Raw genomic sequence first — 13875 nt, 5'->3', positions numbered from 1 at the left:
TCACCGCTACCGACAACACCTGTTGGCAAGGACACACTCCATAATTCCTGGGGGGTGACGCTGGCCACCTAACGTCAAGAAGCAGAGTTTCGCAGATGGATTCAAACACCGCCGCGCTAATCAAAGAGCGTGCTGCAATTCGTGATCGAATTAGCCAAATTCACGCCGACTCAAACCGCACCTTCCTCGTTCACTACGCTTGTGAATTATTCGATGGAGCGGCCGGCACTCCGGTGCGAATTTCGGGCATAGCGGTTCGAAACCTCAAGTCCGGCCAAACCATGTCTTGGACTGTTTTCGGAGAGGCGCAACGTAAAAAGCGCACGGAAACGCTTGTCCAAGATCTGGATCTCCTTGAGCGCAGCCTGCTTCAAGCCTTCTCGCGCCATGTTAGGAAATTCGACGACTGCACCTTCATACATTGGAATATGCGTGACACCAAATTTGGGTTCACTCATCTGCACAGGCGAGCCAGTGCTCTAGGAGTAAAGCTGTACTCCCTCCAAGACTCATGCAAGTTCGACCTTTCAAATGCGATTTACAAATTATTTGGGGATAGGCACGCTAAGCCTATTGCAAGTGATGGTACCAAGGGGCGGATTTTTTCTATTGCGGAACTCAATGGTATCAGCCGGCTTGAAGCCATCAGCGGCGAAGAAGAAGGAAAAGCTTTCATTCGAGGGGAGCACTCAAAAATAGAAAGCTCAACTTTGCGGAAGCTGGGCATTTTCAGCGATATTTTTGACAAATTGCATCGAGGCAATTTCAAGCACGAAGCGCCGTGGCGAGACACCTGGGCGCTTTCCCTGTCCGCAGGCATCTACTCACTTCGCACGCATTGGGCCGTGGCCCTATTCATCTTCCTTGGGGCATTTGCTGGTGCTGCCTATAAGTGGTGGGATACGATCGAGCGAATTTTTAAGTCGACGGCTAATACCTAACGGTATCTAACTGTAGACCTTCTGAAGCGGGTTGATCAGCTCGCCCTTGGTCTTCAGTTATTTTTCAACGACCAACTCCACAAATGACCGGCCAGTTGCGCGCATTAACACTGTTAGAGCCCTATGTTGCCAAGTAATATTGTTTGAGTTCAAAAAAGCGGAGCTAAGGTCATTCTTGTTCAGTTTGTGCGAAATTGCGCTCCAGTTGACCACCCGTTTGCATTCGACCTGACCAGTCACTTGCATTCGTTCTGCCCAGCGATTGCATCGGATTCTACCAACACGCGTTGAAACCATGATCGGCGGAGAACGGCCACAAGCGGACGGTTCGAAATTAAATGTCCTAGGACTCACTGGGGAAGTGATTTCTGGTATTTTGCAGGTGGCGTGTAACTGGTTGAACAAGCCCTGGAGTGCGGAGCTAAGCGTTGCCGCCAATGCATAACTATGAATGCGTATATCTAGACCAATACCAGTAACCAAAGGATGGGATATTTTGATATATTTACCGCCAAATATAAAAGTAATTGTAGAAGGGGACGGTGGAGAGGTAAGGCACTCACAAGCTCTATTAGAATATCTACAAATGCCTTCTATTGAATTGCAAATGGCAACACATGGAGGTACGTTACTCGACGTATTGATTGAGGAGTCATATATATCGCAGGATTTGATACTTAAACAAATTCTGACCGGCGATCCTCGCGCTGATGCGACTCGGTTAATTGGCAGTATCGCTGAGTCTCTAGTTGTTAATCTTTGCAATTCATCACCTGAAGTAAACAGAACGCTAGGGATGTATGCTCGATTCGGCCAGCGACCTCACAAAAAACTTGATGATTATGTAGCCGTAGCAACTGGCTCAATGAGAACAAAACATAATTATCCGCAGCACTATAATCCATGTGACACCCAAAGGGATATTATTTGGGTTGAAAAAGACAACACCGAAAATCAACTGCTTTGTATAAGTCAAAATAACGGCGTGGGTGCCAAGCCCGCCGGCTTGCAAGTCAAAGCAAGTCAAAATGGCATCAAGTATGTACTGCCATCAATCCAAGATTATCACTACCCTATCTTATATTTCGATCTAAATGGAGACTGGGGTGAGGTTTATAAGGCGGTAATGGAAAGCTTTTCAACTGCGACGCTTATCAACCCTGATGAAATCCAAGGCTACATAAAAAATATTTTAAAAGGATATTTTGATATCGTGATTGCATTGCTTCGAGGCGAAATTACAATTAGAAGAATTATAGATGAAGCCAGGTGGAACCATAATTCTGATTTAATTACGGGCCTGGACGCTGCAGAGCCCACAAATACTTCAATGCTGATTCTTCCTTCGCTTTCGAAGTAACTCATAATGTTTCCTGCGCCAGGGGGTTGTATTTTTAGCATCTATTGGCAGGAACAAAATTGAAATTACAACTTGAATATTCGCACCCACAAAACCAAGCTGATTGAGAAAACGGCAGCTCAGGATCATAACGTCAGAATGCATGTTGGAGTTTTCGACTTAATGCTGCCGTTGTGAGGCAGCTATCGGCACAGAGGGTGTAAAAACGCTTCGCCAAAACTGAAGCTTCCGCGCCTACGTTAAATCTGAAATTTATCGGCACGTCTGCAGATGTGGATTTCGCGTAGAAACGCGATTTCCAGTCCGGTTTTGAACACCTGACGCGCTCAAAAACGTTTTTACACAGCCTCGGCCAATTGCGGCCTATCGCGACCGGTAATGAATTCGTACCGGCCCGGCCAATTCCCCTTAGTAGAATGAAATCAAGTGGTCGATTAAGCTGGTATGAACCATTACTTTGCCGCACAATTTAGGCCTGAAAACAAAAAACTCTAAAAGTTTTTTCTGGCTTGCTAATATTACCCGAGAGATATATTGCCAGGTTAGTCGTCTTACGCTAAATTATCCCACTCCCTATATTTTCTTGTATCTCTCATTGAACTCAAATACCTCTCTTACAATCTCATTTCTACCAGTCGGAGCTGGCGATTGTACCTTGCTGCAATTCAATAATGCCAATTTTAACATATTGATCGATGCAGGGCCGAAACGGCCATATTGTAATGTCGAGCGTATGGCCAAAATGATACATGACCTCATTCCCAGTGGCGTTGTCGACCTAGCCATCGTTACTCATCATGATGATGACCATATAGGAGGGTTCTTTCATCTGTTATCAGAGGACAGTGGAATTGTGTTCAAGGACATGATCTTCAACTCTCCACTTGTCGTGGACAGACTTCTGAGGCATTCAGAATTATCAGACATCTCCGCGAGGCAGGGGCTTGAGTTGGCGAAAATAATGACAGCGTGCAATCACACTGTGGTTTCGCAGGGGCACGTACATTACTTGATGGATCGTCAGGTACAACTGGTTTTTCTATCTCCTCGCCAGGAAGACGTTATCAAGTATGGCGGCAGTACAATCTGCGAAGTGCTCTCTCCTGAAGATATTTCGGTGCCAGAACCTTGTCGTTCATACCAAGCTTTGCAGGTTGAAGTCGATGAATTCGAGGAGGATAACTCTAAGTCCAACCTTCTGAGTCTCGCTTTCGAAGTGCGCTTCAACAACCGCGTTTGGTTGTTCTTGGGCGATGCTTGGCCATCAAGGATACAAGAAGCTTTGGAGGCCCGTTACCCGTCGTCAACTCCAGAATACGAGCTGGTTAAACTATCCCACCACGGCAGTAAGAGCAGTACCACCAAAGAGCTAGTTTCGAAGTGGCGGTGCTCGCGGTATTTATTTCTGTCGGACGGGCGGCGGCATCCAGATGAACAAGTGCTCAGACGTATCCTTGATGCCACTCCAAATGGGCGCGCGGAATTCTACTTTCCAGAAAGAACCACGTATTTGGACTATCGAATGCACGAATATCAGGATCAGGTAAAATACCCTGAGAAAGGTAGTGTGCTGAGTTTTGAATATTGAGGTTGCAATGATCAAGTTGCTTCAGGCTATTGATAAAATTGGTGCGGATTATGGGCAAGCACTGATTCCTATTCGGAACTCTCTCGCTAAGGACGCGTCACGCATATTGGGGACTGCGTTTTTCGCTCATTTTGAAGGTCATTGCTATTTGGTGAGCGCGTTGCATGTTCTCGCTAAGGGGGGCAAAAAATCTTACGCATACCTTGACTTAAACGGCCGCCCATTCGCGCTTGGCGATAAAGATTTTTTTTATTGCGCGGCCAATGATGTGGGTTTTTTTAGAGTCGAAGGAGACTTCAAACTAGCTACCGTCGGTATACCTAGAATAAGAGTGGAGCGTGACCTAGACGAACTTGCTGACAGTGCTCAGGGAGTTGTAGTGATAGGTTTTCCCTATTTGTTTCGCCCCGACGAGATTATAACGGCAGTTCCGGTTTCCACCTGGCTCGAAACGAGGAGTATCCACACAACTACCAAGATCGCCAGGGCCAAGGTATATTGGTTCAATGACGATATGCTAGTCAGCACCGATAAAATGACGCGCATATATAATCTTGATGCTCACGGAATGAGTGGTGGGCCTGCAATAGCATGGTTCAATCGCGGGAGCGAAGCAAAACCGAATCTCGAAGCTAAGCTACAGGCAGTTCTGGTTCAATGGCACACGTCGGATGGCTACCTAGTCGGCGCCAAGACAGCGACACTTGTGGAATTGATAGATCGTACCTTGAAAGGTAAAGCTCTTTTTCTTTGAGAGGCTCTTAACAGATGTCACATGTACCATGTGCATAGTTAGACATCACATTGCTTCAGGCCGATAGTAGCCGTTGTTGAGCGGCTGCAATCGGCCAGAAACAGACGATCAAGACGCGGTTGGTGCTCCGCATAGAAGGAGATGATCACTAGCGTTATTTATTCCTTTGCTAACCGTTGATCATTCTTCGTCCCCCACATCTATGCTGAGGAAGCGCAACACTTCAGTCGCCAGTTTGTGCCATAAGTTCTCAACAATCTCGGTAGCCGACTCCTTTGTTCTATCTTTGAAGTAGTTATCCACTGAACAGTATGCAGAAAATTTCTTATTAGGCATCGACTTTCCCGCATCTAAAAGTTCTAATTTAATGCGCTGAAAGGCTAGATTTTCATGGTCGAATTTCAACAGCGCAAAGTACCTCTGCCCCGTCTTGGCTTCATCATATATCTCGCGGACTTTGGTTGTCAGGCTGTCCTTGGTGCGAGCAGAGAGGTCTAGGAACGCTGCTCGTTTGCTGACCTTGTCCAGTGCATCTATCACCTTGTCATGCTCATTAAGAGCATCTTTCAAATATTCCCAGTCGAGATCACATTTGCTAGACGAGAAAGTAAGACCATCATAAAATTGATGGCAGGAGCGATATTCCTGCAGCTTTTCTAGTTCCTGCACGGCGAAACGAGGGTCGGTTGTCTTGAAGATGTTGTCGATCGCGATCAGTGCCTCCTCTATGTCATATAGGAGTGGGCGCAGTTTGTCCCTGTAATCATAGAAGGCTTTGGAGATGTCTGCCTGCGAGTTTGGAATTGGCAGCGTGTACGCGAAATCGATGTTGCTCTTTTCAACCTTGCGGTACGGAATATTGACCTGGTCCAAAAACCGCAAGGACTCCGAAGACGAGCGATGCGTCAACTCGTGCTGAATCTTGTCCAGTGCCTGTCGTCGGTTTAGAACACGGAACTTCTCATCGAAAGCTTTCCTGCCTGCGATGTAACGCGAAGGGCTATCCTTTGTCATATCAAGTGCCGCCACTATTTCGGAGGAAGACAGTAGATACATTTCTGATTGGTCTTCCTGGCCAACGTGAAGGACAGCGAAGAATCCCTTTAGTGGTTTGCCTTTATCATCGGCCACGTACCGGCACGGAATGTACTGAGTCGTATTCTGATCTTGGTAATATTTGGCCTGAACGATTCCAACGCGGGGAGGCGCAGAGTCGGTAAAGCGGGTAGAGAGCGAGCGCAATTGGATCAAAAAGTCAGCGCCATCAATGTCAACGGATCGTTCTAAGACCCAAAAACGGTCAAGAAGGAACGCCTTAGTGCGAGCTTCTCCGGCTGCTCCGTGCTCCATAATTTTGAGCCAGACTGGTTCGCTTGCTTGGGTCAATCGATACTCCTTTTATTTTCAATAGCGCTTGTCTCGGCCCCTAACAGCAGCGCGAACCACTTAGGTTTGTGGAAAAAGTGAGACAGAAAGGGCTGGCTCGGCTAAAAGTTGTACTTGACGGTAACGTTTTGTTAACAAGGCACAGCACATACCGTTCACCAGGTCAGAATAAAAAATCTTCGTTTCCGGCGAGTAAGAAGCCGCTTAGGACAACCAATCGGGGGGAGCTAGAATGCGAGTCGAGAAGGTTAGAGTCGAGGGATTTCGACTGCTCCAGGATGTTGAGATCATGCTGGAAGAAAATTCCACGGTGATCGTGGGACGCAACAACAGCGGAAAGACATCGTTTACCGACATTTTTGATCGCTTCACTGGTGAGTCCGGGGCACGGTTTCGCCTTGAAGACTTCTCGGCCGCACAGCGTGAGCGATTCTTCGCTGCAAAGATGCTTAGAGAACAAGCGACAAAGCCAGAAGACGTACTCGCGGCACTCCCGACACTTGCTCTTACGCTTACCTTCCGCTACGACAGTACCGCCCCGAATTTAGGACCTCTTTCCCCTTTCGTCATTGACTTGGATCTAGACTCCACCACTGCCATTGTGCGCCTCGAATACCGATCGACACTAGCAAGCCTCCACACGCTGCTCGATACCCCTCCCGCACCAGAAGGTGTCGAACCAAGAACACACTTCTTCCGCTCATTGCGCGATACGGTACCCAAGGCATACAGCATCCATGTGTTCGCCATCGACCCCACCGACGATACCAATCGCCGTGATTTTGAGGGCTCGGCCGCACTGGCGGCTTTGCTGCAGTGTAATTTCGTTCGGGCACAAAGAACTCTCGATCATGCGAAGCATGGCGATGCCGATGTAATTGGGAAATTGCTCAGCGCATTATTTAAAACTGCCTCCGCACCAACTGCTGCGGCTGCTGATCAGGAGCTGGCGGCGAAGCTGAAGGCATCCGTCGAAGACATCGAGCGCAATGTTCAAGGCGACTTCGACGAGATGCTGAAAAAGCTTTTGCCAGCCATGGAGGTACTGGGCTTTCCAAGCCTCAACGATACCGAGCTTCGACCCGAGACCTCATTGAACGTTGAGGCCCTTCTGTCGGACCACACAAGGGTGGTTTACACAGGCGCAGACGGGGTACATCTCCCGGAGGGCTATAATGGCCTCGGTACTCGCAACTTGATCTACATGCTGTTGCAGCTCGAGAGCTACCACAAGGCCTACCGGGCCAAGACAACACGTCCGGCAACTCACCTAATATTCATCGAAGAACCTGAAGCTCACTTGCATCCGCAGATGCAAGAAGTTTTCATCAACCAACTCAATGCCGCCATTGGAAAACTGTCGACGAGCTATCCTGAAGAGGCTGCCTGGAACGTTCAGTTCGTCATCTCGACGCATTCTTCGCATGTGGCAAATACCGCATCGTTTGAAGCAGTGAGGTATTTCCTAAATGAGTCGCCTACTCCGGCAAATGCTCGTCAGACCAAGGTCAAAGACTTCAAGAAGGGCTTAAGCAGCATTTCCCCCGACGACCAGGACTTTCTGCACCAGTACATGACGCTAACCAAGTGTGACCTGTACTTTGCGGACAAGGCCATCATGGTTGAGGGGACAACGGAGAGACTACTGATGCCCCGTCTGTGCGAATTGGTTGATAAGTCGCTCGAAGACAAACACAAGCTGGCCAGACAATATGTGACCTGCGTCGAGGTCGGCGGAGCTTATGCGCACATCTTTTATCCACTCCTAGACTTCCTCGAGCTCAAGACCTTGGTCGTCACCGACCTGGATTCAACCAAGCCGGTGGAAAAGCAGAACAAGCATGGGAAAAAGATTACGACTTGGGACAAGTGCCCCGTGGCAGAAGGCGAGCGGACGTCGAATGCAGCAATAAAAGATTGGTTTCGTCCCGACGACGCCGCAGATAAGGATGGCTGGCAGATCACTCCGGCAGAGCTTGTTGCCAAGACTGCTGAAGAGAAGCAAAGCGGTTACCGTCGTATTGCCTATCAGATTGCAGAGAAGCTTGGCACTAGCATTTGTGCCCGCAGCTATGAAGATGCACTCGTCCTAGCAAACCCCGATCGATTTGAATGGCCTAAGGAGCAGGACGAGGCATCTGAGGCATGGGAGATCGCCAAGGGGCTCGCGAAAGCGGATACGGCTTTGCGGTTCGCCATACGCGAAAAGGAATGGACTGTACCCCGCTATATCAAGGAAGGCCTAGGATGGCTTTCCGCCCCGCCTTCTCCCGCGCAGAGCGTAGAAGCATCAGTGAAGGAGGAGGCGGTATGACGGAGCCTACCGAAAATCCAGCACTAATTGCTGCACAAGAGGCCCAAAGAAAGATCAATGAGGCCCTTGATGCAGGTTTTAGCTTTCGCCTTGAAGCCGGCGCCGGCGCAGGCAAGACGTATTCCCTAGTCGCCGCGCTTAAGCGATTGATTGCAGAGCGAGGCCCAGCCTTGGTTCAAGCAGGTCAAAAGGTAGCTTGCATCACCTACACCGAAGTTGCCCGTAACGAAATTGCACAGGAGATTGAGGATCACCCCGCCATTTTGGTCAATACCATCCACGGGTTTTCCTGGGCGTTTCTGCACCAGTTTCAAAAGGCGCTGCGCGACCTCGTGGGTGAAATGGATGACCGGAAAGAAAAGGTGGAACAAGGCGGAGGAGTCGGATCAAAGCCTGTGGATTACAACTTGGGATACTTCAGCGTCGATACCGATACAATCACTCTGAGCCATGATGACATTCCGGAGATGATGGCCAATCTCATGCAGAAGGAAAAGTTCCGACGTCTCTTGAGCCAACAGTTTCCAGTGATCTTCATCGACGAGTATCAAGATACCCATCCCCTGTTTATGGAGGCAATTACCGAGCACTTTTTAAGGCCCGCCACAGGTCCGCTCGTTGGTCTATTTGGGGACCACTGGCAGACTATTTATCGTAGTGAATACGAGCTCGCTGAATACCCTATAGAAGAAATCCCCAAAGGCTCCAACTTTCGATCGGTGCCTGCTGTTGTCGATGTGCTGAACAAATTACGCCCTGAATTAAAGCAAGCCGTCCATGAACCCGAGGCGAAGGGCGAGGCGCGGTTCTTTCATACCAACGCCTACCAAGGGCTACGGACCAATGACAGACACTCCAAAGAGGATCTTCCACCCGACCTGGCGCGACGCACCCGAGAAGACTTGATGCAGCGACTGCAAGCCGAGGGCTGGGACCTGAGCAAGACGAAGGTACTGATGCTCACCCACAACGTCCTGGCCGCTGAGCAGGGTTATCCCAACATCGCAGAGGTATTCAGCGGTCGCACCGAACAATTCGTAAAGAAGGAAGACCCGGCGATCAAGTTCTTTGTAGAAGTAGTCGAACCCATGTGTGCGGCCTATGGCGCATCTCGCTTCGGCGATATGTTTAGGGTGTTCGGCTCCGGTCCTACGATCACCAAGCATGAAGACAAAACTTGTTGGCGTCGCAACATGGATACTCTCCAGATGCTGCGTGTAGAAGGCACGATTGGACAGGTCATCGATCACCTAAAAGCAACGAAACGCCCATCGCCACCGGATCGTCTGCTCCGGCGCGACGAAGAACTCAGAGCCCTAAATGGCGACCCCATACCTGACGATGCTTCCGCACTTCAGCGATACAGCAAGCTGCGGGAAATATCTTACGGAGAGGTTATCGAGGTGGCCAAATTCATTGAGAAACAGACCTTCTTTGCCACTCAGCATAGCGTCAAGGGTGCCGAGTTTGAGAACGTTTTGGTAGTGCTCGGAGGGGGCTGGAATCACTACAACTGGCCTCAGCTACTAGAGCTTGTTAAGACAAAGGCGCTGAATAGTAAGAATACGAAGGGCTTTTATCGTGCCCGCAACCTCTTCTATGTGTCCATCTCCCGACCCATGACTCGGCTCGCAGTGCTTGCCACGCAAACCATGCCGGATACCGCACTCGAAGCGATAAACAACCTGTTTGGAAGCGACAATGTCGAAGAGCTTGCTATCTCAATGTAAAAAAACATAGACCAGGCTAACCGGGTGATTAACACCGGGGAGTCCCAGCTACATACGTCCACTTTTGGCCGTCACCACCTTGGCGTTTCTCATTGACCTGCTGGATGACGATGACAAACCTGTCTACCGCATCCATTACCAGGACTCTGCGAGCAATCCACCCTTTGGTTTCCCTCCCTTGATTCCGGACGGCAAGCGGGTAGACGTGATGATCATGTGCGCCGCCTCGACAACTCAGGTCTCGCAATATCCCGACGCGCTACTGCGCTATCTCCAGCCGCGCCAGCTACTCATCGGGCATTGGGAAGATTTCTTCGGCAACGACCTGAACAAGAAGCCGCGGATGCTGAGAGCCCAGAAGGAAGACGAGATGCTCAGCCGTATTAGTAATAAATTCCAACCCATCCAGATGGTCATGCCGTACCCGCTGAGCGAAGTAGCATTGCCAGCCCCCGAGCCATGACCGAGGCACTGGATTGCTGCAATTCAAACGGTGGTAGCACAGTCATGTATGCGGCTTTCCAATGTCCGTGCAATTGAGATTACGGAACGGCACGCTGAGTCACTAACCGTGCGAGAGATCGATTTCAGCACCACCTTTGAAGATGAACATATAAAATGGCTGGGCCGTCCGATGCAATGGACTTTAAATGCCAAAGAGACTATCAATTTCACCGTTGAGAACAACATTTGGGTAGCGCGCTCTGCGGACGGCACTATCATAAATCCATCGTAGAAAACAAAACCAGCGTAGGCAGTCTTCGGTACGTCGTTGAGCGGGGTACGTCACTATGAACACCCGCTGAACGATTTAGCCAATCTGTTGCACCGACCGGTTGACTCCACAGCCAATAGCGGTCGTTTGTAATGGTCGTCTACAGCTCCGCTTACGAGAGCCCGGCCAAGACCTACGTCGAAAACCTTTCCCTGGTTCCAGTGCACCGCACCTTACGACCACCCTCATACTTTCTTAGAACACCAGATCAGCAAACAGGCCGGGGCTTCCCCGGTTTGCGCTTTGGCCCTATATTGATGTGATTTTATGCACAAAAAATAAACTCAAGGCATCTTTAATGATTTTAAATACTCCAACATCCGAAGATTTTTATAAAACAGGTAAAGAACTACTATCGTTTGCGTGGGATATTGTTGCAAAACTTCTTGTCAACCTGAATGAGGCGGAACAATATGGCATTGACCCGTCGGAGGTTTCCGAAGAATACTGGAACCTTTCTCAAAGGCATCTAACAACGGCACTTACGATTACTCAACAAGGCGTTGAACTTGTAATAAAGGGACGGATATGCGCCATTTCCCCGTACATATTAATTTCTGACTCACCATCAAAATGGCCATCACCATATAGTGGGCCACTAGATTTCAGTACTTTTCGCACAATTGATGCGCAAGACTTAATTAAAGTTCACGATACTTTTTCAGGCGCGCCATTTGAAGGAGGATTTGTGGACGCTTTTAACAACTTGAGGGAAAAACGCAACACGATAATGCACTCTGTAAGTAAGTCATTAGAGGTTACATTCAACGATATACTAAGCACACTACTCTTTATGCATAAAACCCTCTTCCCCAATGATTCCTGGGCAAGGCTACGATTTGATGCATTAACAAATTCGCCCTCTACAGAACTGGGTAGCAGCGAATTCATTACAAACGAAGCCTGCATGGAACTGTTTTACATAATTGAGGCACTGCAGCCTGCACAAGTCAAAGAATATTTCAAAATCGACAAGAAAAAAAGAGCATATTATTGCCCCCACTGCCACGACGAAGCAAGCCGTGACTATGGGGATTTTGAACCAAAACTTGCCCGACTTAGTACACCTCAGGCTGCCTGCAATATTCTTTATTGCCCGGTATGTGATGATGAGTACGAAGTAGAAAGAACTGAGTGCACAAAAGAGTATGACGCAGATTGCCCAGGCAACGTCATAAGCAGTTATGGAACGTGTATGACGTGTGGGCATTAGCCAATGGCTGCGGACATTTGTCGAGACCTGGCCCAGCCAGAGGCAACGCCTGCGCCGAAGACAGGCCGATATCCGCCTGTCGCCATCGTCAGCTTTGGGTCGTTCTCTGCCGGTCATGCCCACGAATCGTGCTGGTCAAATCCGATGCAAATGGGTGGGCAAGTCCGTGCAATTTCCCAGTTTGGGGACTGGCCGAATGTCCGCGATGGATTGTGCGATTAGAAAGGCTTCATTGGTTCGTCGATGGACTGGATGCAAAAACAGTCGTCGCAGAGCCGAAACGTCCCTGGTCCAGCCGCTGGGATACTCACGAAGGCATAATCGCGGACTGGTTCATCCGCACAGACACTGCACACATCAGAACTTCCCGTTGCCTTAATGGCCGCCTCCGTCATTGCAGCCTGCTTGGGATTCCATTCGCGCAGCGAAGCAAACCATTCAGGCGTGTGCGGACGGAGCATCTTGGGAGGCGCTGGCTCAAGCAGTCCCCTGCGCTCAAGCCAGGTAGTTGCCGCCCTAATGCGCCGAGAATGAAACTGCGTCAGGAGGTCGTACAGCTCTATCTTCAGGGCGAAATATTGGCGAGGGTGCAACGCGTTCACGGTCACGTAGCCCGCGTGGTTCAGGACAAAACGGTTTTGGCACAACTTCTCGTTTGCCAGCAGCTCTTCGCAGTACCTCTGCTTGCGTTCCGCCGAGCCATCGTGCCCCTCCATCATGGCGACGTGGTACTGCCAGGAATTCCTTTCGAATTCATCTCGCCACAGTTCCAGATACCTCGAAGATCGCAGGGCTTGCACAAGGTGAGCATCTCCCTCCTGATGCTCCACCAGGTAGGCATCGATGTCGTTGAGTGACTCAATCTCAGAGAACAGTTTGCGGGCCTCCCGAAGCAACACGTTGGTTGAGTCGCGCATGGCCTGAACGTTGTCAATATCCTCACGCCAGTCAGCCTCTTCTTCTGCACTGAGATTCCTAAGCACATTAGGCACCTCAACAAGCGCCGCGCTCTTCAGGAACTCCCCGGGATGGCAAAAGTCGGCATCCGAAACTAGGTTCACGCCCACATCACGATAGGCCTGCGCGACCAAACGCGAGCAGAACTGCCTCCGGCCGGCCACGAAACCAGCCAACACACTTTTCGCGGCGCCGGTCATGGAGTATCGAGTACCAACCGCAGCTCTGGCGAAGGAGATGACGGAGTGCAATTGGTCAGTCGTCAGCGGCTCCACCGGTCGAAGTACATAACCAGCGCAGCCTGGCTCAAGAATGAGCCGATCAAGGTTGCGTGCGTGGACACCGTCACCAGTGGAATCAATCACACTCGACTTACCCACACAAATCATGGCGTGAGAGATGTCCGCACCGATGACCTTACGGATCGTTTGGCTCATCGGTTCGGGCGTGGTCGTCAGGACAACATCGCCGAGCTGGATGAGGCCGGCGACGAACACCCTAGGCCGCAGTTTCGATTCATTCATCTCACACCTCATATTAGGTATCGCTCCGGAGCAGGTGCTGAGCGATGCGTATTCGCTGTAGCTACGCCAAGCCACACGATCATGATCATCACGCGAAAATCTTCACCCTTGGCAGTCAGCACTTACTGGTAACGCAGCGGACGCTGTTTACAAGGTAACTCGAAAGTCCTCACTTCGGACCATATAAGGGGTTAGTCGCGTTTGCCCATCAGTGCCAAGAACTCCGAGGAACTGAGCAAAATAGGGTGCCAACGTGCGTTCACGAATAGGCCTGCCACTGCAGTGTGGATAGCTATTGCAGCGCTACTGAAGTAGCGACAGTATGTGAAGCCA

10 protein-coding genes are annotated in these 13875 nt (G+C 49.9%); 8 read left to right on the top strand and 2 right to left on the bottom strand.

Features of this window, described 5'->3' with window-relative positions:
* Nucleotides 1-95: 95 nt before the first annotated feature.
* The 4 genes from KGA97_RS08885 to KGA97_RS08870 all read left to right on the top strand — a co-directional run bounded on the left by KGA97_RS08885 (nt 96) and on the right by KGA97_RS08870 (nt 4643).
* The gene (locus tag KGA97_RS08885; RefSeq protein WP_223480614.1) at nt 96-941 is read left to right on the top strand and encodes a hypothetical protein; all 846 of its coding nucleotides are present in this window, start codon (nt 96-98) and stop codon (nt 939-941) included.
* A 451-nt stretch (nt 942-1392) separates the two neighbouring features.
* A complete protein-coding gene (locus KGA97_RS08880) occupies nt 1393-2301 on the top strand; it encodes a hypothetical protein (protein ID WP_223480613.1) in 909 nt (302 codons plus the stop codon).
* 655 nt (nt 2302-2956) lie between these two features.
* Nucleotides 2957-3889: a ComEC/Rec2 family competence protein gene (locus KGA97_RS08875; RefSeq protein ID WP_223480612.1), complete on the top strand. Its 933-nt coding sequence runs from the start codon at nt 2957-2959 to the stop codon at nt 3887-3889.
* A gap of 7 nt (nt 3890-3896) precedes the next feature.
* On the top strand, nt 3897-4643 hold the full coding sequence (locus KGA97_RS08870; RefSeq protein WP_223480611.1) for a hypothetical protein: 747 nt from the start codon (nt 3897-3899) through the stop codon (nt 4641-4643).
* Nucleotides 4644-4823: 180 nt separating this feature from the next.
* Here the strand turns inward: KGA97_RS08870 and KGA97_RS08865 are convergent, their stop codons facing one another.
* Nucleotides 4824-6029 (bottom strand): hypothetical protein, encoded by a 1206-nt coding sequence (locus KGA97_RS08865; RefSeq protein WP_223480610.1) that lies wholly within the window; start codon nt 6027-6029, stop codon nt 4824-4826.
* A gap of 232 nt (nt 6030-6261) precedes the next feature.
* Between KGA97_RS08865 and KGA97_RS08860 the strand changes: the two genes are divergently transcribed.
* The 4 genes from KGA97_RS08860 to KGA97_RS08845 all read left to right on the top strand — a co-directional run bounded on the left by KGA97_RS08860 (nt 6262) and on the right by KGA97_RS08845 (nt 12061).
* A complete protein-coding gene (locus tag KGA97_RS08860; RefSeq protein ID WP_223480609.1) occupies nt 6262-8343 on the top strand; it encodes an ATP-dependent nuclease in 2082 nt (693 codons plus the stop codon).
* Nucleotides 8340-10073 carry a UvrD-helicase domain-containing protein gene (locus KGA97_RS08855; RefSeq protein WP_223480608.1) on the top strand — a complete coding sequence of 578 codons (1734 nt, stop codon included), beginning with the start codon at nt 8340-8342 and terminating at the stop codon, nt 10071-10073. The genes KGA97_RS08860 and KGA97_RS08855 overlap by 4 nt, the downstream gene beginning before the upstream one ends.
* Before the next feature lie 64 nt (nt 10074-10137).
* A complete protein-coding gene (locus KGA97_RS08850) occupies nt 10138-10536 on the top strand; it encodes a hypothetical protein (protein ID WP_223480607.1) in 399 nt (132 codons plus the stop codon).
* A 610-nt stretch (nt 10537-11146) separates the two neighbouring features.
* Nucleotides 11147-12061 carry a hypothetical protein gene (locus KGA97_RS08845; RefSeq protein ID WP_223480606.1) on the top strand — a complete coding sequence of 305 codons (915 nt, stop codon included), beginning with the start codon at nt 11147-11149 and terminating at the stop codon, nt 12059-12061.
* 218 nt (nt 12062-12279) lie between these two features.
* On the opposite strand, the gene KGA97_RS08840 is transcribed toward KGA97_RS08845, so the two are convergent.
* The gene (locus KGA97_RS08840; RefSeq protein WP_223480605.1) at nt 12280-13542 is read right to left on the bottom strand and encodes a YiiX/YebB-like N1pC/P60 family cysteine hydrolase; all 1263 of its coding nucleotides are present in this window, start codon (nt 13540-13542) and stop codon (nt 12280-12282) included.
* Nucleotides 13543-13875 lie beyond the last annotated feature (333 nt).

The organism is Pseudomonas sp. BF-B-15, assembly GCF_019946675.1.
GTDB lineage: Bacteria > Pseudomonadota > Gammaproteobacteria > Pseudomonadales > Pseudomonadaceae > Aquipseudomonas > Aquipseudomonas migulae.
This window is presented reverse-complemented; position numbering and strand designations above follow the sequence as displayed.

Excerpts from the sequence above, each read along its gene's own strand:
- KGA97_RS08885 (WP_223480614.1), top strand. The coding sequence starts at position 96 with ATGGATTCAAACACCGCCGCGCTAATCAAAGAGCGTGCTGCAATTCGT.
- KGA97_RS08880 (WP_223480613.1), top strand. The coding sequence starts at position 1,393 with ATGCGTATATCTAGACCAATACCAGTAACCAAAGGATGGGATATTTTG.
- KGA97_RS08870 (WP_223480611.1), top strand. The coding sequence starts at position 3,897 with ATGATCAAGTTGCTTCAGGCTATTGATAAAATTGGTGCGGATTATGGG.
- KGA97_RS08860 (WP_223480609.1), top strand. The coding sequence starts at position 6,262 with ATGCGAGTCGAGAAGGTTAGAGTCGAGGGATTTCGACTGCTCCAGGAT.
- KGA97_RS08855 (WP_223480608.1), top strand. The coding sequence starts at position 8,340 with ATGACGGAGCCTACCGAAAATCCAGCACTAATTGCTGCACAAGAGGCC.
- KGA97_RS08845 (WP_223480606.1), top strand. The coding sequence starts at position 11,147 with ATGATTTTAAATACTCCAACATCCGAAGATTTTTATAAAACAGGTAAA.
- KGA97_RS08840 (WP_223480605.1), bottom strand. The coding sequence starts at position 13,542 with ATGAATGAATCGAAACTGCGGCCTAGGGTGTTCGTCGCCGGCCTCATC.